Origin of the sequence: Pseudomonas sp. NGC7 (assembly GCF_047159675.1) — a bacterium.
Taxonomy (GTDB): Bacteria; Pseudomonadota; Gammaproteobacteria; order Pseudomonadales; family Pseudomonadaceae; genus Aquipseudomonas; species Aquipseudomonas kermanshahensis.
This window is the reverse complement of record NZ_BAAFZY010000001.1, coordinates 2,254,749-2,275,678: the sequence shown is the minus strand read 5'-3', so window position 1 is coordinate 2,275,678 and position 20,930 is coordinate 2,254,749. Positions and strand designations below refer to the sequence as shown.

The window sequence follows — 20,930 nt, the reverse complement described above, 5'->3', positions numbered from 1 at the left end:
TGACGCCCAAGGGGCTGTCACTGGCCAGTCATCGCACAGGGTTACCCTGAGTTTGAACCTGATGAGGAGACCGATATGAGCTTGCAGCATGGCAGCGACACCGCAAAACCGCAGAACACCCCGCAACCTCAGGCGTGCGGTTCGATCATCGACGCCCAGGGGCGCGAGGTTCCGATCACCGAGCAGATGATCCAGAAAGCCTGCGAGAAGCTGGAACAAAGCCGGGTGGGAAAAGCCCAGAAGGGCTGATCGGCGAATTCATTACAACCCGGCGCATGCGCCGGGTTTTTATTGCCCGTCACTCAGACCAACACCCCACCCAACGCACTGACCAACTGCGCCAGTTGCGGCGACTCGCCACGAATCCGCACCGCCAGCCCTTCGACCTCACGCCGCGGCGGATACTGCTTGCGCAACTGATCGAAGGCCGCGCGCTGCTCGGCCGGGTCGTCGCTCAAGCTGCGGCGGAAGTCCGCGTCGTCACGGCGCGGGTCGTACACGGCGCGGCACAGGGTGGCCAAGGCCCAGGCCGGGTCGGTACTGGCATCGAGCTCGATCTGCGCCAGCGGCGGCTTGGGCAGCAGGTCGGCCAGGTTCACGCGCTCAGCTTGGCCGAGGAAGCGGCACAGCGCCTGATAGATCTGCGCCGTGCCACGCTGCCGGCCATCGAGGCTGTAGCCGGCGATGTGCGGCGACGCCAGCGTGCACAGGTCGGCCAGTTGCAGGTCGACCTGCGGTTCGCCTTCCCACACATCGAGCACGGCGTGCACGTCTTCACGGTCCAGCAGCAGCTCACGCAAGGCCGCGTTGTTTACCACCGGGCCACGGCTGGCGTTGATCAACCACGCGCCGGGGCGCAGCTGCGCCAGTTGCGCCTGGCCCAGCAGATGCCAGGTAGGGTGCTCGCCGCCGCGCTGCAAGGGGGTGTGCAGGCTGATGACATCGCACTGTTCCAGCACCGTCTCGAGGCTGACGTAATCGCCCCCTTCGGCGGCCTGACGCAGCGGGTCACACACCAGCACCTTCCAGCCCAGGCCATGCAGTACACGCACCAGGCGGCCACCGACCTCCCCTGCGCCCACTACGCCATACGTGCGCGCGGGCAGCGCCACACCGTCCAGCTCGGCCAGGGTCAGCAGGCTGCCCAGCACGTAGTCCACTACACCGCGGGCATTACAGCCCGGCGCGCTGCTCCAGTGGATGCCCGCTTCGGCAAAGTAGTCCAGGTCGAGGTGGTCGGTGCCGATGGTGCAAGTGCCGACAAAACGCACCCGGCTGCCTTCGAGCAGCTGGCGGTCGACCTTGGTCACCGAACGCACCAGCAGTACGTCGGCGTCCTTGACGCTGGCGGCATCGAGGCTTCTGCCCGGATAGCGGCGGATCTCGCCGAAACCTTCAAAGAAGGCATCGAGCAGCGGAATGTTCTCGTCGGCAACTATCAGCATGGCGCTCTCCTGTCAGGGGAACGCAGTGTAGGCGCTACGCGCGGCGTGTTCCAGAGCGGGTCAGTCGGCTTTCTTGCGGATCCAGTACAGGAAGGTGCCCGCATCCTCTTGCTGCTGCAGCAGCTCGTGGCCGAGGAAGTTGCAGAACTTGGGGATATCGCGGCGGGTCGACGGGTCGGTGGCGATGACCTTGAGCAGGCCACCAGCAGCCAGGTCCCGGACGTGCTGGTGCAGCATCATCACAGGCTCCGGGCAGTTCAGGCCGGTGGCATCGAGGACGGCGTCGGGGGTGAAGTCAGTCATGGGTGGCTCCAAAAATGATCGTCATTGTCGCGCATCGTGCGGCGCGGACCAAGGGCCACGCGCCGCACCTGCACTCAACGCGGCTTCAGGTCCAGCCTGCGCAGGTGGCAGGTCACTTCCTCACGGTCGTGATACAGCTGCTTGCAGGCGATCGAAACCCGGATCTTGCGCGCCTTGAACGTGGCTTCCATGCGGTCGAGCAGGCGCCGCACCTCGGCGTAACGCTGCTTCATCGGCAGTTTGAGGTTGACCACCGCCTCGCGGCACAGGCCTTCCCCCAGCCAGGTCTCGATCAGCGAAGTGGTCCGCGCCGGCTTCTCGACGATGTCGCAAACCATCCAGTCCACCGGCTGCTTCGGCTGCCAGGTAAACCCATCTGCCATCAGGTGCTGGACCAGCCCGGTGTCCATCAGGCTTTCGGCCATCGGGCCGTTGTCGATGGCGGTGACCAGCATGCCGCGGCGCACCAGCTGGTAGGTCCAGCCACCCGGCGAGGCGCCGAGATCGACCCCGGTCATGTCGTCGCCCAGGCGCTGCTCCCACTGCTCGCGGGGGATGAACTGGTGCCAGGCTTCTTCCAGCTTGAGGGTTGAACGGCTGGGCGCCTCACGGGGAAACTTCAGGCGCGGGATGCCCATCGGCCAGAGGGCGCTGTTGTTGCCTGCGGCCAGGCCAACAAACACGCGCCGGCCAGTGATGAAGGTCAGCAACAGCCGCGGGCGGCTGGCGTCTTCAACCAGGCGGCCGGCCTTTTCCAGGGCCTTGCGCAGGGGCACTTCGAATTTGCGGCAGAACGTCGACAGTTCCTTGCCGTCGTTGCTGTCGAGCACCTCCAGCCACAGGCTGCCGAAGACAGGCAGGTGGGCCAGGTGCTCCAGCAACACGCTGATGCGGTCGCTCTCTGGCAACTCGACATAACCGCCACGGGCCCACTGACGCGGGAAGATCAGCTCAGCGAAGCGCAGTTCCCCCATCAGTCGCTCGGCGCCGTTGGCCTCGGTGCAGACAAACTCGGCGCTGGCGCTCTGCGGTTTGCCTTTGGCATAGCCAGCAACCCCCAGGCGGGCAGCGTGTTCGCTGATTTCGGCGCAGACCTCGCCCTCGAAACCGGGCCGGCAATGCATGAACAGGGTACTCATCTCTCACTCCACTACGGCGGGCGCGCAACAGGCGCCGGCAGGGCGGCGATAATAAAGGAAGTTCGGAACCTGCGACACGTCCCGCCGGTCCAGAAAAGGGTCAGCCAAGCCAAACCGGTCTAACCTGACCATTCAGCCAGGTCCGTACCGTGCGGATCGAAACAGAGCGGTGACACCGGCAAACACCCGATTTGCCGGGCACCGGCGCAGAAGGAGTTGGCAATGCCCTCGCTCGATAGCCTGAACACGCTCAAAACCCTCAAGGTCGATGACCTTACGTATCACTATTACAGCCTTACCGAGGCCGCCCGCCAGCTGGGCGACCTGCAACGCCTGCCCATGTCGCTGAAAGTGTTGCTGGAAAACCTGCTGCGCTGGGAGGACGGCAAGACCGTCACCGGCGACGACCTGCGCGCCATCGCCCAATGGCTGGAGGCGCGCCGCTCCGACCGGGAAATCCAGTACCGGCCGGCCAGGGTGCTGATGCAGGACTTCACCGGCGTGCCCGCCGTGGTCGACCTGGCGGCCATGCGTGCCGCCATGGCCAAGGCCGGTGGCGACCCGCAGCGGATCAACCCGCTGTCGCCGGTCGACCTGGTGATCGACCACTCGGTGATGGTCGACCGCTATGCCACCCCCGAGGCCTTCACCCAGAACGTCGACATCGAGATGCAGCGCAATGGCGAACGCTACGCCTTTTTGCGCTGGGGCCAGAACGCCTTCGACAACTTCCGCGTCGTGCCGCCGGGCACCGGCATCTGCCACCAGGTCAACCTGGAATACCTGGGCCGCACCGTCTGGACCCGCGACGAAGACGGCCGCACCTACGCCTTCCCAGACACCCTGGTCGGCACCGATTCGCACACCACCATGATCAACGGCCTGGGCGTGCTGGGCTGGGGTGTTGGCGGCATCGAGGCCGAGGCGGCCATGCTCGGCCAGCCGGTGTCGATGCTGATCCCGGAAGTGATCGGCTTCAAACTCACCGGCAAGCTGCGTGAAGGCATCACCGCCACCGACCTGGTACTGACCGTGACACAAATGCTGCGCAAGAAGGGCGTGGTGGGCAAGTTCGTCGAATTCTACGGCGACGGCCTGGCCGACCTGCCCCTGGCAGACCGCGCCACCATCGCCAACATGGCCCCCGAGTATGGTGCCACCTGCGGCTTCTTCCCGGTCGACGAGGTGACCCTCGACTACCTGCGGCTTTCTGGCCGCCCGAAGGCAACGGTGCAACTGGTCGAGCAGTATTGCAAAGCACAAGGCCTGTGGCGCCTGCCAGGCCAGGAACCGCTGTTCAGCGACACGCTGGCGCTGGACATGGACGAGGTCGAGGCCAGCCTGGCCGGGCCCAAGCGCCCTCAGGACCGCGTCGCCCTGGGCCAGGTCAGCCAAGCGTTCAACCACTTCATCGAACTGCAGCCCAAGCCGCTGGCCAAGGAAGTCGGCCGCCTGGAAAGTGAAGGCGGCGGCGGTGTGGCGGTGGGCAACGCCGACCAGGCGGGCGAAATCGACTACAGCCACGCTGGCCAGACCCACACCCTGCGTGATGGCGCGGTGGTGATCGCCGCGATCACCTCGTGCACCAACACCTCCAACCCAAGCGTGATGATGGCCGCCGGGCTGGTGGCGAAAAAGGCCCTGGAAAAAGGCCTGCAGCGCAAACCTTGGGTCAAGAGCTCGCTGGCCCCTGGCTCAAAGGTGGTCACCGACTACTTCGAGGCAGCCGGGCTGACGCCTTACCTGAATGAGTTGGGCTTTGACCTGGTGGGCTATGGCTGCACCACTTGCATCGGCAACTCCGGCCCACTGGATGAGGCGATCGAGAAAGCCATTGGCAGCGCCGACCTGACCGTGGCCTCGGTGCTCTCGGGTAACCGTAACTTCGAGGGCCGCGTGCACCCGCTGGTCAAGACCAACTGGTTGGCGTCGCCGCCGCTGGTGGTGGCCTATGCCCTGGCCGGCAGCGTACGCGTGGACCTTACCCGCGATTCACTGGGTACCGGCAAGGACGGCAAGCCGGTGTACCTGCGCGATATCTGGCCCAGCCAGCAGGAAATCGCCGCCGCCGTGGCCAAGGTCGACACTGCGATGTTCCACAAGGAGTACGCCGAAGTCTTCGAGGGCGATGCACAGTGGCAGGCCATCGAGGTGCCGCAAGCGGCTACCTATGTCTGGCAGGACGCGTCCACCTACATCCAGCACCCGCCGTTCTTCGACGGCATTGGCGGGCCACCGCCAGCGATCAAGGACATCCAAGGGGCACGCATCCTGGCCCTGCTGGGCGACTCGGTCACCACCGACCACATCTCCCCGGCCGGCAACATCAAGGCCGACAGCCCTGCCGGGCGCTACCTGCGCGACAAGGGTGTGGAACCGCGGGACTTCAACTCCTATGGTTCGCGGCGGGGCAACCATGAGGTGATGATGCGCGGCACGTTTGCCAACATCCGTATCCGCAACGAGATGCTCGCGGGCGAGGAAGGCGGCAACACCTTGTACGTGCCCACGGGTGAAAAACTGTCGATCTACGATGCCGCCATGCGCTATCAGGCAGAAGGCACGCCGCTGGTGGTGATCGCCGGTCAGGAATACGGCACCGGCTCCAGCCGCGACTGGGCCGCCAAAGGCACCAACCTGCTGGGGGTCAAGGCAGTGCTGGCGGAAAGCTTCGAGCGTATCCACCGTTCAAACCTGGTGGGCATGGGCGTGCTGCCGTTGCAGTTCAACGCCGGGCACGATCGTAAGCAACTGGCGTTGACCGGAAAAGAGAAGATCGATGTGCTGGGCCTGAACGACGCGCACATTCGACCGGGCATGAGCCTGAAACTGCGCATCACCCGTGAGGACGGGCAACAGGAGCAGATCGACGTGCTGTGCCGGATCGATACCTTGAATGAGGTCGAGTACTTCAAGGCCGGGGGGATCTTGCATTACGTGTTACGTCAGCTGATTGCTGGGGGGTAGGTTTGACGGCGGTTCTGCGGCGCTCTTGAGATCGAGCGCCGCCCGCGCGGCGCATCGCGAGCAACGCTCGCTCCTACGTTTGTTTCGGGCCAATTATTCCTGGGGCAAACGCGCGCGACCGCCTTGGCGCATGACGCGATATCGCGTCGAACAAACAAGGAGGTCGCGCGCGCCTGTCACAGGCGTTATTGGCCAAAAACAAACGTAGGAGCGAGCGTTGCTCGCGATGCGCCGCGCGGGCGGCGCTCGATCTCACAGGCGACAACGCTCTGGTGGCGTACACACTACACACTACACCCCCCTCCCCAATCACGCACCACTAGGATGCTGGCTCTTTGCCGCCCACTAAGTCATCATCCGACCCGCCCGTCATAAATTAGCAATAATGCCGCTATCTTCATCGAAATCAGCCGCTCCCTAGCGCAATTCAGAAGATGGCTCATTGCCACAAATCAAGCACATTAAATATCCATTCAATAAAACCAGTGGCTTGCCGATACCTCACCAAAGCCTTGCGGATTCTTGCGGATTACCCACCCATGCGTAACAACCAGCCGATTACCCAGAGAGAACGGACTTTCCCTGCCCAGCAGCGGTTGATCTCCACCACCAACGCCAAGGGCGTGATCAGCTACTGCAATGACGCGTTCATCGATATCAGTGGCTTTACCCGCGAGGAGCTGACCGGCGCGCCGCACAACCTGGTGCGTCACCCTGACGTGCCGGCCGCGGTGTTTGCCCACATGTGGCAGACCCTCAAGCAAGGCCAGCCGTGGATGGGCATCGTCAAGAACCGCTGCAAAAACGGTGACCACTACTGGGTCAACGCTTATGTCACGCCGGTTTTCGACAACAACCAGGTGGTCGGTTTCGAGTCGGTGCGGGTCAAGCCCACCGCCGAACAGATCCGCCGTGCCGAAGCGCTTTACCAGCGCCTCAACCAGGGCAAGTCGGCGGTGCCACGTCGCGATCAGTGGCTGCCGATTCTGCAGGACTGGCTGCCGTTCATCCTGGTCAGCCAGGTGGGCTTCCTGATCGGCAACTGGCTGGGCCACTCCTGGGGCTTCGGCCTGGCCGCCGCCCTGTCGGTACCACTCGGCCTGCTCGGGCTGACCTGGCAACAGCGTGGCCTCAAGCGCCTGCTACGGCTGGCCGAGCAAACCACCTCCGACCCGCTGATCGCGCAGATGTACACCGACAGCCGTGGGGTTCAGGCCCGCTTGGAAATGGCCATGCTCAGCCAGGATGCACGCATGAAGACCTGCCTGACGCGGCTGCAGGACAGTGCCGAACACCTCAGCGAACAGGCACGGCAATCCGACGCCCTGGCCCACCAGAGCTCATCCGGGCTGGAGCGCCAACGCGTGGAAACCGAACAAGTGGCAGCCGCCGTCAACCAAATGGCCGCCACCACCCAGGAAGTGGCCAACCACGTACAGCGCACCGCCGACGCCACCCAGGAAGCCAATCGCCTGACCAGCCAGGGCCGGCAGATTGCCGGTGAGACCCGCGAGGCCATCGAGCGTTTGTCGGCCGCCGTGGGTGAAACTGGCCAGACGGTGACGCAATTGGCCAAGGACAGTGACGAAATCGGCGGTGTGGTCGATGTGATCAAAGGCATCGCCGACCAGACCAACTTGCTGGCACTGAACGCTGCCATCGAAGCGGCCCGCGCCGGTGAGATGGGCCGTGGCTTTGCTGTTGTGGCCGACGAAGTCCGCCAGTTGGCCCAGCGCACCGCCGAGTCCACCGGGCAGATCCACAACCTGATCGCCAAGCTGCAGCAGACCGCCAGCAACGCGGTGCTGACCATGGAAACCGGCCATCGCCAGGCGCAGGAAGGGGTCGACCGGGTGATGCAGGCCGATGAGGCTTTGGTCGGAATCAGCGAAGCGGTGGCCAACATCACCGACATGGCGACCCAGATCGCGGCCGCTACCGAAGAGCAGACCGCTGTGGCCGACGAGATCAGCCGCAACATCAGCACCATCGCCACACTGGCCGACCAGACCGCCGAACAGGCCCAACATTCGGCACAGCTCAGCGAAGAGCTGACCAGCACGGCGGGGAGCCAGTACTCGCTGGTAGAGCGCTTCAACCGCTGAGACGCTGCGCTTTTGTAAGAGCAGCCTTGTGCTGCGAAGAGGCCGGTGTGGGCTGCAGATACCTGCCCTGCCTGTACCGGCCTCTTCGCAGCGCAAGGCTGCTCCTACAGAGACCGCGGATGGCAGGTTGGGGCGTTACCAGTCCAGGCGCAACCGGGTCTCGAAGTAGCGCTCTTCCCCCGTCAACGGGTCATCAAAACGCAAGCTCTGCGCCAGCAACTTCAACGGCTTTTGGTAATCGTCTTCGACCTGGAGCAGTTCGGGGTAGAACGGGTCGTTGCAGATCGCCGCCCCCAACGCCGCCATGTGTACACGCAACTGATGGGTCTTGCCGGTTACAGGCGACAAACCGTAACGCCACAAATCGCCCTGCGTTTCCAGCACTTGGGCAAAGGTTTCGCTGTTGTCCGCGCCCTCGACCTCATGCATGCGAAAAAACGGCTCGCCATGCACCAGACGGCTTTTATGCACTAGCGGGAACTCATGCTGCGGCATGGCTGCGGCGATGGCCTGGTAGCGCTTATCGATCCGTCGCTCGGGGAACAAGCGCTGATACGCACTGCGAGTCTGCGGATTGGCAGAAAACAGGACCAGCCCTGCGGTATGCCGGTCGATGCGGTGCAATGGCACCAGGTGCGGATTGTCCAGGCGCCGGATCAGCCGGCGCAACAGGGTCTGCTCGACGTATTCACCGGTGGGGGTAACCGGCAGAAAATGCGGTTTATCAGCGACCACCAAATGCTCATCCACGTGCAGGACGGCCTCCTGCACAGGGATAGGCCGCTCGTTCGGCACCTCGCGAAAATAATGCAAGCGCATGCCACGTCGGTAAGCCAGTTCGGCAGGGATGGCCTGCCCCTGGGCATCCAGCACCCGGCCACGGGCAAAGCGGTCAAGCCACTGCGCACGATCAATGGCCTTGAAATGGTCACACAGGCAATCGAGCACCGTCGCCCAGTTGCCGGGGGGCAGGCACACCGTGCTGGCTTGCTGGCGGGCGGGGTCGAAAGGCGGGGTCATGGCAGCGCTCGAAAGGTACAAGGCCGCGCATTATCCCCCAAGCCCGCCACCTCAACCAGCCTGATCCCGCGCCTCGCTGCGCTCCTTCAACCAGCGCAGCACCTGCACCGCCTCCCAGCGGCCGGGGTCATACAAGGCATACAACAACCCCTGATAACCCACCACATCCAGCCCACGGTGGTAGCCGGCACGCTGGAACAAGGCCTCGATTTCGGCAAAACAGGTGTTGAAGTGGACCTTGCCGAACGGTGTACGGTCATCGGTCACCAGGCCCTCGAGGCGCAGTTCCAGAACGGCGTCGCACACCCGCTCGACAGGCATGCGGTTGACGCTGTACTTGAGTTGCTCGACGTTGAGCATGGCTTTACCTCGGATACTGTATTTATATACAGCATACGGACTTGCCCTCGTCGTCGTCAATTCACCCTCGGCTCATTGCAGCCCCGGCAGGTACCCCGTGCCCTTACGAATGGTCAGCACTTGGCGCCGTGGGGTGCCATTGACCACGGACAGATGCACCCACCGGTCAAACTCCAGGATCAACTGGTCGAAAGGCACGTCGCTGTCGCAGATCTTGCGTACCGCATCCCGCGGGCTGACTTTAATCACTGTGAAGTCGGCCGCCAGCCCCAGCACATGCTGACTGGTCGGTGAACCGCCGATACGCCGGTTGAGTGCACTGCTGCGGTAACCGCTGCTGACGATAACCGGTGTGCCGAACAGCGCGCGTATCCGTTCAAGCGCGCCACACAGCACCTGCAAATTGGCCAGTGCCTCGGGCGTTGGGGTGTTGTCGAGACCTTCCCTTGCGGCAATTTGTGAAACGGTCATCTCATCCAGGGTGAAATGAGGGGTAATGAACATGGTTGAATTCTCGATGACAGTGTAAGGACACCGGCAGCAGTGCGCCGGCACCTGATCATCGACCTGCAGTCTCAACCATGGCGTGAGGCAATCATTCCCCTGATGCCTTCACGGCGCGAGAAACGTCACCACTTGCTCGGCATCGAACGGCCAGTGCAGCTCAGCGCCGGTGTCACACCGCCGCAGCACGGGAATGATCAGGCCGTAGCGTTCGAACATGGCCTCGTTATCGGCAATGTCGACCAGTTCCACCAACAGGCCATGGTCGACGAAAGGCATCAGCACGGCCTCGGCCACTTCGCACAGGTGGCAGCCGAGGGTGCCGAACAGTTGGCATTCAGGCAGCATGGGGGCGGGTCTCGGTTTGGCTTTGGAAAAGCCTATTCTAGGTCTGTACCGCCCTGCGCGCACCTGACCTCGCTCAATCCTGACTGGTTGCACCGATGCGGTGCAGCGACAGGTCCGCGCCCTGGAACTCCTGCTCGTGGCTCAAGCGCAAGCCGTGCACTGCGCGGATTGCACCGTAGATGGTAAAGCCCCCCAGCAATGCCACCAGCACACCCATCAAGCTGCCCAGTAATTGGCTGACCAGGCTCACGCCACCCATGCCACCCAGCGCCGCCTGGCCGAACACGCCGCAGGCAATGCCACCCCACACGCCACACAGGCCGTGCAACGGCCACACGCCCAGCACGTCGTCGATTTTCCAGCGGTTCTGCGCCGCGGTAAAACTCCAGACGAACAGCACCCCGGCCACCAGGCCGGTGGCCAGCGCGCCAATCGGGTGCATCAGGTCGGAGCCAGCACAAATCGCCACCAGCCCGGCCAGCGGCCCGTTATGCAAGAACCCTGGGTCATTACGCCCGGCCAGCAGCGCCGCCAAGGTGCCCCCGACCATGGCCAGTAACGAGTTGATCGCCACCAGGCCGCTGACCCCCTGTAAGGTCTGGGCGCTCATGACATTGAAGCCGAACCAGCCAATGATCAGGATCCACGACCCCAGCGCCAGGAACGGAATGCTCGACGGTGCGAAGGCCACCAGGCGCCCATCGCGGTACCGCCCGCGCCGGGCGCCCAGCAGCACGACAGCGGCCAGTGCCAGCCAGCCGCCCATGGCATGCACCACGACGGAGCCGGCAAAGTCATGGAACGGCGCACCAAAGCGTGCCTGCAGCCAAGCCTGCACACCCAGGTTGCCGTTCCACACCACGCCTTCGAAGAACGGGTAGACAAACGCCACGATCAACGCCGTGGCACACAGCTGCGGGACAAAACGCGCCCGCTCGGCAATCCCTCCAGAGATGATCGCCGGGATGGCCGCCGCGAACGTCAACAGAAAGAAGCATTTGACCAGCGCATAGCCATGGTCGGCTGCCAGTGCCGTCGCCGGCTGGAAGAAGTTCACGCCATAGGCGATCCAGTAGCCGATGAAGAAGTACACCAACGCCGAGATGGCAAAGTCGCTGAGAATCTTCGACAAAGCATTCACCTGGTTCTTGTGCCGCACGGTGCCCACTTCGAGAAAAGCGAAGCCAGCATGCATGGCCAGCACCAGAATGGCGCCCATGAGGATGAACAGGGTATTCGAACCGTGGACCAGAGAGTCCATCGCGCTGTGCATGTGTTCCATGAAATAGGCAGACCTGCTGAAATGGCACCAGGACAGTTCAAGAACCTGCATCCCTGCACCGAATCGGTGCCAGCCCCCTGCCCTATTGGATGACATGGGCGAGGCCTGCGTGGTTTTTTCTTGGGTTTGTCGTGGATTGGGTTAAGGTTTAACGGTACACGTCACGCAGGGTGCCCTGAATCGGCGCAATGCCCGCCGGTGGCGCCCCGCAACGTGGCAAAGACATAGCAAAGCCCATACCAGCACAGGCACTTGAACCTTCCGCGCGTGCTATCACTCGAACTACCATCACACATCGACAGGGAGAGACCCCATGGCCAGCAAATCGGCAAAGACTGCGCAAGAGATATTGATGGCTGACTTCCAGGCCCTGGTCCGCGATACCGAGAAGCTGCTTGCCGACACGGCCAACCTGGCCGGCGACCAAGCGGATGAATTGCGCGAGCAGATCCACGACCGCCTGACCCAGGCCCGCGAAACCCTGCAATTGACCCAGGAATCGGTGCGCGACCGTGGCCAGGCGGCCCTCGGCAGCGCCGAGCAGTACGTACAGGAGAACCCCTGGCAGGCCATCGGTATCGCCGCAGGCGTCGGTCTGTTGATCGGCTTGCTGGCCAGGCGCTGAGAGGTCACCCATGGAGAATGACGCCATCGGCACCAGCGCTTCCGGCAAGCGCCTGGGCGCGGCCATGCTCGGGCTGCTGCACAGCCACATCGAACTGTTCGGGATTGAGCTGCAGGAACAGAAAGGCCGCACCTTGAGCTTGTTGCTGTTCGCAGGCTTGGCACTGGTGTTCGCCCTGCTCTTGCTGACAGCGCTGTCAGGGTTGCTGTTGGTGCTGCTGTGGGACAGTTATCGCCTGGCGGGCATCATCGGCCTGTGCGTGTTCTATGGATTAGCCGCGCTGTACTGCGGGTTGCGTTTGAAAGCGGCAGTGTTCGACGAGTCATCGCCTTTCGGCGCGACCCTCGAAGAACTCGCCAAGGACCGGGAGCGCCTGTTGCCATGAGCCTGCCTGAACTCCCCAACACCCGTAACCCACGCGAACTGCGCAAAGCGCTGCTGCGCCTGCGCATGGAGATGCACCGCCAGGAAATCCGCCACGAGTCGGGGCAACTGCTCGAACCCCTGCAGCGCATACGCGGCATGGGCAGTTCGCTGCACGGGGGGCTTGGCATCAAGCACGCCCCGCTGTGGGGCATTGGCGCCGTGGTCGCCTTGGGCTTTTTGACCGGCAAGGGCGTGCGCAGCGGCAACCTCACCCGGCTGGTGCGCCTAAGCAGCAGCTTGCTGCCGCTGATCCGCCTGTACCTGCAAAATGGCCGGCGACCCTGACATTTAGCCCTCAACCCGCCCCGTGTAGGGGCAGCCTTGTGCTGCGAAGAGGCCGGTGTAGGCTGCAGATATCTGCTTTGCCTGCACCGGCCTCTTCGCAGCACAAGGCTGCCCCTGCAAAAAACCGCGTCAACCTTCAGCTTGCATGGTGCCTCTCGACACAGGAAGCTATGCCCATCGACCGACAGGAGATCGAGCCTTGGACTGGCATACCCTGCTGACCCGCGAACGCCTGGGCAAAGCCCTGTACAGCCCCGAAGAACTCGGGCGCAGCCCCTTCCACAAGGACCACGACCGGATCATCTTCTCCGGCGCCTTCCGCCGGCTTGGACGCAAGACCCAAGTACACCCCGTCTCCAGCAACGACCATATCCACACGCGCCTGACTCATTCACTGGAAGTCAGCTGCGTCGGCCGCTCGCTCGGCATGCGGGTGGGCGAAACCTTGCGTGACAGCCTGCCAGACTGGTGCGAGCCCAGTGACCTGGGGATGATCGTGCAATCGGCCTGCCTGGCCCACGACATTGGCAACCCACCGTTCGGCCATTCCGGCGAAGACGCCATCCGCCATTGGTTCCAGCAGGCAGCGGGACGTGGCTGGCTGGACGACATGAGCGACGACGAACGTGCCGATTTCCTCAACTTCGAAGGCAACGCCCAAGGCTTTCGTGTCCTCACCCAACTGGAGTATCACCAGTTCGACGGCGGCACCCGGCTGACCTACGCCACCCTGGGTACTTACTTGAAGTACCCCTGGAGCGCCCGTCATGCCGACGCCCTGGGCTACAAGAAACACAAGTTCGGCAGCTACCAGAGCGAACTGCCACTGCTCGAACAGATCGCCCGCAAACTGGGCCTGCCACAATTGGAGGACCAGCGCTGGGCACGCCACCCTCTGGTCTACCTGATGGAGGCCGCAGATGACATCTGCTACGCGCTGATCGACCTGGAAGACGGCGTGGAAATGGAATTGCTGCAGTATGCGGAAGTCGAGGCGCTGCTGCTCGACCTGGTGGGCGACGATCTGCCGGAGACCTATCGCCAACTCGGCCCGCGCGACTCGCGCCGACGCAAGCTGGCGATCTTGCGCGGCAAGGCCATCGAACACCTGACCAACGCCGCCGCCCGCGCCTTCGTCGAGCAGCAAACGGCACTGCTTGGCGGGCACCTGAGCGGTGACTTGGTCGAGCACATGCACGGCCCGGCCAAGCACTGCGTGCTGCAAGCCAAGGACATGGCGCGCAACAAGATCTTCCAGGATAAACGCAAGACCCTGCACGAGATCGGCGCCTACACCACACTCGAGATCCTCCTCAACACCTTCTGCGGCGCGGCCCTCGAACAGCACGGTGGCCGCACACCCTCGTTCAAGAGCCGCCGAGTACTCGACCTGATTGGCAACAATGCACCGGACCCGCACGCCTCATTGCACAGCGCGTTCCTGCGCATGATCGACTTCATCGCCGGGATGACCGACAGCTATGCAAGCGAAATGGCCCGCGAAATGACCGGGCGCTCCAGCCCGACCTGAGCCAGGCAGGTGCAGCCTGTGCTCAGGCGCTCGCTGCACCTGTCTACCTAGGAAACTTCCTACCTATGCCCATCACTGATAAACACCACGACTAACAATCAACGAAAAGTTACTAAACAAGGTTTGACATCGAGTTTCATGCGCTCATTGCGTAGCCCGATTTGTTTTATCTTGTAAGCCATTTCCCATATAGGGCTAATAGCCCTTCCTCGCATGCCCGATGACTTCCAACTGGGATAAGGTGCCAGCCGTCACCCTCACTCGCCCGCAGGGAAGTTGAACATGCATTCCGTATTTATAGTCGACGACCATCCCGTTATCCGTCTGGCCGTCCGTATGTTGCTGGAGAATCAGAACTACAAGATCGTCGGCGAATCGGACAATGGCGTGGATGCCATGCAGATGATTCGCGAGACCACACCCGACCTGGTCATCCTCGACATCAGCATCCCCAAGCTAGACGGGCTGGAGGTACTTTCCCGGTTCCAGGCCATGTCCCTGCCTCTGAAGGTGCTGGTATTGACCGCCCAGTCTCCGGCGCTGTTTGCCGTGCGCTGCATGCACTCGGGCGCTGCAGGCTATGTGTGCAAACAGGAAGACCTGAGCGAACTGCTCAGCGCAATCAAAGCCGTGCTGGCCGGGTATAACTATTTCCCCAGCCAGGCCATCAAACACAATCAGACGGTCAATGACGACCTGCAACTTTTCCGACAAGTCAATGACCGTGAATTGATGGTGTTGCAACTTTTCGCTCAAGGCCGAAGCAACAAGGAAATCGCCAAGGGCATGTTCCTTAGCAACAAGACGGTCAGCACCTACAAGAAGCGCCTGATGCACAAACTCCAGGTCGACACCTTGGTGGACCTGATCGAAATGGCCAAACGCAACGCGCTGGTCTGAGGGTTTTCATGGCGCGCCTTCTCGCCCGGCTGTTACTCGCCCTGGTGCTGTTCAGCGCTGGGGCCCAGGCCAACCACCACAGCGCGTCTGCCTACGCGCTGCTGGCACGCTCACCGGCAAAACCAGCTCCGCTTTCGCTCACGCCCCAACAACACCAGTGGCTCGAAAGCCGTCACGAGCTGGTGCTGGGCACTTCAGCACCCGACTACCCGCCTTTCGACATCACCAGTGGCGGGCGTGACTATCAAGGTCTCACCGCCGAATATGCCAACCTGATCGGCCTCGCCTTGCAGTTGCCGGTACGCGTGCTGCGCTTTTCAAACCGGCAGGCTGCCGTCGATGCACTCAAACGCGGCGACATCGACCTGCTCGGCAGTGCCAATGGCTATGAGGCAACCACGGACGGCCTGGCACTTTCGCACCCTTATGCCGTTGACCAGCCAGTGCTGGTTACCCGTGAAAATGAAGGCCGCGCACTGGACATGGGCCTGGAAGACATGCGCCTGGGCATGCTCTACCACTACCTGCCAAGGCAGGAGGTTGGCAGCGCCTACCCGAAAGCCCATCTGCTGGCGTTCGGCTCGTCTTCCCAAGCCTTGAATGCAGTGGCATTTGGCCAGGCCGACGTGTTCATCGGCGACACCATCTCCACCCACTATCAACTCAACCGCGGCCACCTGCCTGGCCTGCGCATTGCCAATTTCAGCAAGCACGAAGCCATCGGTTTCAGCTTTGCCGTGCGCCAGCAGGACACCCTGCTGATGGAGCTGGTGAACGCCATACTCGACAGCCAGCCCGCCACCTTGCGCACCAGCATCTTCAAACGCTGGAGTGCAGGCAGCGACCTGCTGTTGACCGACCGCAAGCTGCAGTTGACGGAGACTGAAGAATTCTGGCTGCAACGCCACCCCGTCATGCGCGTGGCGATCGACGACACGGCAGCCCCGGTGTCCTTCTTCGACAGTTCGGGCTATTTCAGGGGCATCACTGCCGACCTGCTGGAGCTCATCCGCCTGCGCACCGGCCTGCGCTTCGAGGTGCAGCGTGCCAGCGGTATCGCCGACATGATCGCCCGGCTCAAAGACGGCCGGGCGGATGTGATTGCGGCGCTCACCACGGATGGCGTAGCCAAGCAGACCCTGCAAATCAGCCGCCCCTACCTGGACAGCGTCTATGTGCTGGTCAGCCTCGCTGACAAGGGGCAATTCGCCACCCTGGAACAGCTGAAGGACCGACGGGTCGCGATTACCCGATACAGCGCGATGGACCTGATGCTCTCCACGCGCTATCCGCGCATTGGCCGGATCGAAACCGAGAGCACCTTCTATTCCATCGCCTTGCTCAAAAGCGGCGCTGTCGATGCCATGATCACCACCTTGATCGATGCCAACCATGCCGTGGCCGCCAACCCCGACCTGGTCATACGCACCACGGTCGGCAGCGAGCCTGCCAGCTACGCCATGGCAGCCAGCGACCAGTCGCCGACGCTCGTCTCGATTCTGGACAAAGCACTGTTGAGCATTTCGCCGGAAGAACTGGGGGTGATCAATAACCGCTGGCGTGGCTACAGCCTGCATGACGACAGCACCTGGCAGAAATTTCGCCGGCTTGCCTGGCAAGTGCTGCTGGGCACGGCGCTTCTGTTGCTGCTGGCACTGATCTGGAATGCCCGCCTGCGCCTGCAGATCAGGCAGCGGCAAAGCGCCGAGCGGGCATTGAACGACCAGCTGGCGTTCATGCGCGCGCTGCTCAACGGCACCCCCCACCCCATGTATGTGCGTGACCGTGAGGGCTGCCTGCAAAGCTGCAACGACAGTTACCTGGAGGCTGTACAGGCCTGTAACGAGGAAGTCATGGGCAAGCACCTGGAAGAAAGCCTGTTCGCTGACCGCGAGCAGACCCGCCAGATCCACGCTGACTACCTGCAGGTCATGGCGGCAGGCACCCCGCTGATCATCGATCGCCCCTTGCGGGTCAAAGGCCGGGAAATGACCATCTACCACTGGATACTGCCGTACCGTGACTCGCTGGGCGAGGTACAAGGCATCATCGGCGGCTGGATCGATATCAGTGACCGTCGCCAACTGGTGCTGGAGCTGCGCCAGGCCAAGCAGCAAGCCGAGGATGCCAACCGTGCCAAGAGCACGTTCCTGGCCACCATCAGCCATGAAATTCGCACCCCGATGAACGCGGTCATCGGCATGCTGGAGCTGGCCGTCAAACGCGCCGACCAAGGGCGGGTGGACCGCTCAGCGCTGGAGCTGGCCCATCACTCGGCCAAGGACCTGTTGGGGTTGATTGGTGACATCCTCGACATCGTGCGCATCGAATCCGGGCACCTGTCACTCGCGCCAGAACCGGTCGACCTGGCGGCACTGGTCGAGTCGGTGGGGCGCATTTTCGATGGCCAGGCACGGCAGAAAGGCCTGGCGCTGGAAGTGATCATCGAGCCATCGGCCCGCTGCCATGCATTGCTCGACCCGCTGCGCTTCAAGCAGGTGCTGTGCAACCTGGTCAACAACGCCATCAAGTTTACCGAGCATGGCCAGGTGCGCATCTGCGTCTGTTTGCATGACGAAGGTACGCCCTCCTCCCCGATGCTCGAACTGGAGGTGCGTGACAGCGGCATCGGCATTCACGCCGATGACCTGCAGCGCCTGTTCAACCCCTTCATCCAGGCCAACCCGCACAGCCCGGGTGCCCGCGCAGGGACCGGGCTTGGGCTGGCCATCTGCCGAACCCTCTGCGACATGATGGGCGGCACCTTGACGATCAAAAGCCTGGAGGATGTTGGCACCCAGGTTCGTCTTAAGATGCCTTTGCAAACCGTCAGCGCCGTGTCGGTCGGGCTGCCGGTTATCGAGAACGTCGACGTGCCCGATCCACGCTTGAATGTGCTGGTGATCGACGACCACCCCGCCAACCTGCAGTTGATGGCCCAGCAGCTGAGCTACCTGGGCCTTGGCCATACGTGCGCCAGAGATGGCCGCGAAGGCCTGAGCAGCTGGCGTGCCGGCACCTTCGATGTGCTGGTGCTCGACTGCAACATGCCGCACATGAACGGCTATCAGCTGGCCAGTGCGATACGTGCTGAAGAACGGCAACGCGGGCGACCGCGCTGCACCATCCTCGGCTATACCGCCAACGCGCAACCCGAGGTCATGCGCAAGTGCCTGGATGCCGGCATGGATGACTGCCTGCTCAAACCCATCAGCCTGAGTACGCTCAGCCAGCGCCTAGCCGGCCTCAAGCCGCAGAGCCGGCAGCCGTGGCGACGCAAACCCTTTGATCTGAATGGCCTGGGCGCGATCGTCGGGCCGGACCCAAAGGACCGCGAGCGTTTTCTCACGGCGCTGCACCAGAGCCTGCGCACCGACCTGATGATCTTGATGGACCTGCCCCCCGAAGACGCGACCGCCGTTGCCGACCAGGCGCACAAGATTCTCAGTGCCGCGCGCCTGCTGGAAGCCACGCCGCTGATGGCGGCGTGCGAGGCGCTGGAAAACATGGGTTTAACAACCCCGCAACGGCAGCTAAGGCGTCAGGCGCTGGCGCGGCACATGCGCCGGGTGGACATGGCTTTGGCGGGAGAGCTTGCAGGTACCGACGAACGTCAATCAGGAAGGCAGCCAAACGCCGAAGCTGGTAGACTGCGCGGCGATATTACCTAAGAGGATTGTTTCATGGCCACTAACCGCTCCCGTCGCCTGCGCAAAAAGCTGTGTGTCGACGAGTTTCAGGAATTGGGCTTCGAGCTGAACCTGGACTTCAAGGAAGATCTGGATGACCAGGCAATCGATGCATTCCTCGATGCCTTCCTGGAAGAAGCCATGGACGCCAATGGCCTCGACTACGTAGGCGGTGACGATTTCGGCCTGGTGTGCTCGGCCAAACGCGGTTCGGTCAGCGAAGAACAACGCGCTGCCGTCGAAGCCTGGCTCAAAGGCCGTGGCGAACTGACCAAGATCGAAGTCAGCCCACTGCTCGACGCCTGGTATCCGGACAAGCCGATCAACGCGGCTGAGTGATACCTGCGCGGTACCCAGCGGCTTGAACGCTGAAAAGGCCACCCTTTGCGGTGGCCTTTTTTGTGGGTGGCGTTTTCCGTCGAACGTGGCCCATCGTGGCTACGCTTGGGGCATAATGCGCGTTCTATTACGTTCTGGGGCCATCATCTCTTACAGCCCCAATGTCCTTTTCCCTCGCCGCAGGGTATTTACTGAATATGATCAAAACGCTCCGTCCCCTCGTTCTAGCCGGCCTGCTGCTGCCCTTCGCCTTGCCTAGCCAGGCCGCCGCCGTCAATACCAGCCTGCCGCCCAAGGTGCAGCAGGCGCTGAAAGCCAACAAATTGCAGGACACCGCGCTGTCGCTGGTGATGCTGCCGCTGGATGGGCCTGGCACGGCGACGGTGTTCAATGCCGATGTGTCGGTGAACCCGGCCTCGACCATGAAACTGGTCACCACCTACGCGGCTCTGGAACTGCTCGGCCCGACCTTCCAGTGGAAGACCGAGTTCTACACCGACGGCACCCTGAGCAGCGGTGTGCTCAACGGCAACCTGTACCTCAAAGGTGGCGGCGACCCGAAGCTGAACATGGAAAAACTTTGGCTGCTGATGCGTGACCTGCGCGCCAACGGCGTGCGCACCATCACCGGTGACCTGGTGCTGGACCGTAGCCACTTCGTGCAGCCTAACCTGCCGCAGTTCAACGATGACGGCGGTGACGTCAACAAGCCCTTCCTGGTCAAACCCGACTCACTGCTGGTCAACCTCAAGGCACTGCGCTTCGTTGCCCGCAACGATGGTGGCAAGGTGACGATCGCGGTCGAACCGCCGATTGCCAACATCCGCATCGACAACCAGGTCAAAGCCGTGGCGTCCAAGCAGTGCACCGGTGACGTGCGCTACAACCCTGTGCAACAGGCCGATGGTGTCAGCGTGGTGGTCAGCGGCCAGCTGGGTGATGGCTGCAACTCGCAGACCTATCTGTCGCTGCTCGATCACCCGGCCTACGCCGCCGGTGCCGTGCGGGCGATCTGGAACGAGCTGGGTGGCAGCATTCAGGGCAGCGACCGCGTCGAGAACGTCCCGAAGAGCGCACGCCTGCTGGCACGGGCCTTCTCGCCTGATCTGGTGGAAGTGATCCGCGACATCAACAAATACAGCAACAACACCATGGCCCAGCAGCTGTTCCTCAGCCTGGGCGCGCAGTTCCGTACCGATGCCGATGGCGATGACGCCCGCGCGGCGCAACGTGTAGTGCGTCAGTGGTTGGCGAAAAAGGGCATCACCGCGCCACACCTGGTGATGGAAAACGGCTCCGGCCTGTCGCGCGCCGAGCGGGTCAGCACCCGCGAGATGGCGGCGCTGCTCCAGGCCGCTTGGAAGAGCCCCTACTCCGCCGAGTTCATCAGTTCGATGCCGCTGGTGGGCATGGACGGCACCATGCGCAAGCGCCTGAAACGCACGGCAATGACCGGTGAAGGCCATATCAAGACCGGCACGTTGAACACCGTGCGCGCCATCGCGGGCTTCAGCCGTGACAGCAATGGGCATACCTGGGCAGTGGCGGCGATTTTGAACGACCCGAAACCGTGGGGGGCATCGCAGGTGCTGGACCAGGTGCTATTGGACCTGTATCGCCAGCCGAAGCTGGGTGCGAGCGCTGCGGCCAACTGAGGGTAGG

Annotated in this window: 19 protein-coding genes; 11 read left to right on the top strand and 8 right to left on the bottom strand. The window is 62.8% G+C overall.

All coding sequences use genetic code 11. The annotated features are described in order from the left end of the window. Positions 1-75 precede the first annotated feature (75 nt). Complete coding sequence (locus ACMCNM_RS10405) at positions 76-249, top strand: PA1571 family protein (protein ID WP_172960377.1); 174 nt, start codon at positions 76-78, stop codon at positions 247-249. A gap of 53 nt (positions 250-302) precedes the next feature. On the opposite strand, the gene pdxB is transcribed toward ACMCNM_RS10405, so the two are convergent. The 3 genes from pdxB to rlmM form a co-directional block, all read right to left on the bottom strand. Next, complete coding sequence (gene pdxB, locus ACMCNM_RS10400) at positions 303-1,445, bottom strand: 4-phosphoerythronate dehydrogenase PdxB (RefSeq protein WP_099430052.1); 1,143 nt, start codon at positions 1,443-1,445, stop codon at positions 303-305. A gap of 60 nt (positions 1,446-1,505) precedes the next feature. After that, positions 1,506-1,748 (bottom strand): sulfurtransferase TusA, encoded by a 243-nt coding sequence (tusA, locus tag ACMCNM_RS10395; RefSeq protein ID WP_027596647.1) that lies wholly within the window; start codon positions 1,746-1,748, stop codon positions 1,506-1,508. A gap of 74 nt (positions 1,749-1,822) precedes the next feature. Then, positions 1,823-2,887 (bottom strand): 23S rRNA (cytidine(2498)-2'-O)-methyltransferase RlmM, encoded by a 1,065-nt coding sequence (rlmM, locus tag ACMCNM_RS10390; RefSeq protein WP_186682359.1) that lies wholly within the window; start codon positions 2,885-2,887, stop codon positions 1,823-1,825. Between the two features lie 222 nt (positions 2,888-3,109). Here rlmM and acnA point away from each other — a divergent pair, with 222 nt between their 5' ends. Further along, the gene (gene acnA, locus ACMCNM_RS10385; RefSeq protein ID WP_412764301.1) at positions 3,110-5,854 is read left to right on the top strand and encodes an aconitate hydratase AcnA; all 2,745 of its coding nucleotides are present in this window, start codon (positions 3,110-3,112) and stop codon (positions 5,852-5,854) included. A gap of 539 nt (positions 5,855-6,393) precedes the next feature. After that, positions 6,394-7,959, top strand: a complete 1,566-nt coding sequence (locus ACMCNM_RS10380) for a methyl-accepting chemotaxis protein (RefSeq protein WP_027596650.1) — start codon at positions 6,394-6,396, stop codon at positions 7,957-7,959. A 135-nt stretch (positions 7,960-8,094) separates the two neighbouring features. On the opposite strand, the gene ACMCNM_RS10375 is transcribed toward ACMCNM_RS10380, so the two are convergent. The 5 genes from ACMCNM_RS10375 to ACMCNM_RS10355 all read right to left on the bottom strand — a co-directional run bounded on the left by ACMCNM_RS10375 (position 8,095) and on the right by ACMCNM_RS10355 (position 11,473). Beyond that, the gene (locus tag ACMCNM_RS10375; protein WP_186704091.1) at positions 8,095-8,979 is read right to left on the bottom strand and encodes a pseudouridine synthase; all 885 of its coding nucleotides are present in this window, start codon (positions 8,977-8,979) and stop codon (positions 8,095-8,097) included. A gap of 51 nt (positions 8,980-9,030) precedes the next feature. Then, positions 9,031-9,339, bottom strand: a complete 309-nt coding sequence (locus ACMCNM_RS10370; RefSeq protein ID WP_027596652.1) for a hypothetical protein — start codon at positions 9,337-9,339, stop codon at positions 9,031-9,033. Between the two features lie 72 nt (positions 9,340-9,411). Next, positions 9,412-9,843: a D-Ala-D-Ala carboxypeptidase family metallohydrolase gene (locus ACMCNM_RS10365; protein WP_186704090.1), complete on the bottom strand. Its 432-nt coding sequence runs from the start codon at positions 9,841-9,843 to the stop codon at positions 9,412-9,414. Between the two features lie 108 nt (positions 9,844-9,951). After that, a complete protein-coding gene (locus ACMCNM_RS10360; RefSeq protein WP_099430055.1) occupies positions 9,952-10,191 on the bottom strand; it encodes a glutaredoxin family protein in 240 nt (79 codons plus the stop codon). A gap of 73 nt (positions 10,192-10,264) precedes the next feature. Then, positions 10,265-11,473 (bottom strand): ammonium transporter, encoded by a 1,209-nt coding sequence (locus ACMCNM_RS10355; RefSeq protein ID WP_027596654.1) that lies wholly within the window; start codon positions 11,471-11,473, stop codon positions 10,265-10,267. A gap of 313 nt (positions 11,474-11,786) precedes the next feature. Here ACMCNM_RS10355 and ACMCNM_RS10350 point away from each other — a divergent pair, with 313 nt between their 5' ends. From ACMCNM_RS10350 to dacB, 8 genes are all read left to right on the top strand, one after another. Then, positions 11,787-12,098, top strand: a complete 312-nt coding sequence (locus ACMCNM_RS10350; protein ID WP_027596655.1) for a DUF883 family protein — start codon at positions 11,787-11,789, stop codon at positions 12,096-12,098. A gap of 10 nt (positions 12,099-12,108) precedes the next feature. Then, positions 12,109-12,483, top strand: coding sequence for a phage holin family protein (locus ACMCNM_RS10345; protein ID WP_027596656.1), 375 nt, complete (start codon positions 12,109-12,111; stop codon positions 12,481-12,483). Next, positions 12,480-12,809 carry a hypothetical protein gene (locus ACMCNM_RS10340; protein WP_085274197.1) on the top strand — a complete coding sequence of 110 codons (330 nt, stop codon included), beginning with the start codon at positions 12,480-12,482 and terminating at the stop codon, positions 12,807-12,809. Before ACMCNM_RS10345 ends, ACMCNM_RS10340 begins: the two co-directional genes overlap by 4 nt. Before the next feature lie 199 nt (positions 12,810-13,008). Beyond that, positions 13,009-14,340, top strand: a complete 1,332-nt coding sequence (locus tag ACMCNM_RS10335; protein ID WP_027596658.1) for a deoxyguanosinetriphosphate triphosphohydrolase — start codon at positions 13,009-13,011, stop codon at positions 14,338-14,340. Between the two features lie 282 nt (positions 14,341-14,622). Next, entirely contained in the window at positions 14,623-15,240 is a 618-nt protein-coding gene (locus ACMCNM_RS10330; RefSeq protein ID WP_186682365.1) for a response regulator transcription factor, read from the top strand. 8 nt (positions 15,241-15,248) lie between these two features. After that, positions 15,249-18,911, top strand: a complete 3,663-nt coding sequence (locus ACMCNM_RS10325) for a transporter substrate-binding domain-containing protein (protein WP_186704089.1) — start codon at positions 15,249-15,251, stop codon at positions 18,909-18,911. A 12-nt stretch (positions 18,912-18,923) separates the two neighbouring features. Continuing rightward, entirely contained in the window at positions 18,924-19,268 is a 345-nt protein-coding gene (locus ACMCNM_RS10320) for a YggL family protein (RefSeq protein ID WP_027596660.1), read from the top strand. 197 nt (positions 19,269-19,465) lie between these two features. Next, positions 19,466-20,923 (top strand): D-alanyl-D-alanine carboxypeptidase/D-alanyl-D-alanine-endopeptidase, encoded by a 1,458-nt coding sequence (dacB, locus tag ACMCNM_RS10315; RefSeq protein ID WP_412764300.1) that lies wholly within the window; start codon positions 19,466-19,468, stop codon positions 20,921-20,923. The last annotated feature ends 7 nt before the right edge of the window (positions 20,924-20,930 follow it).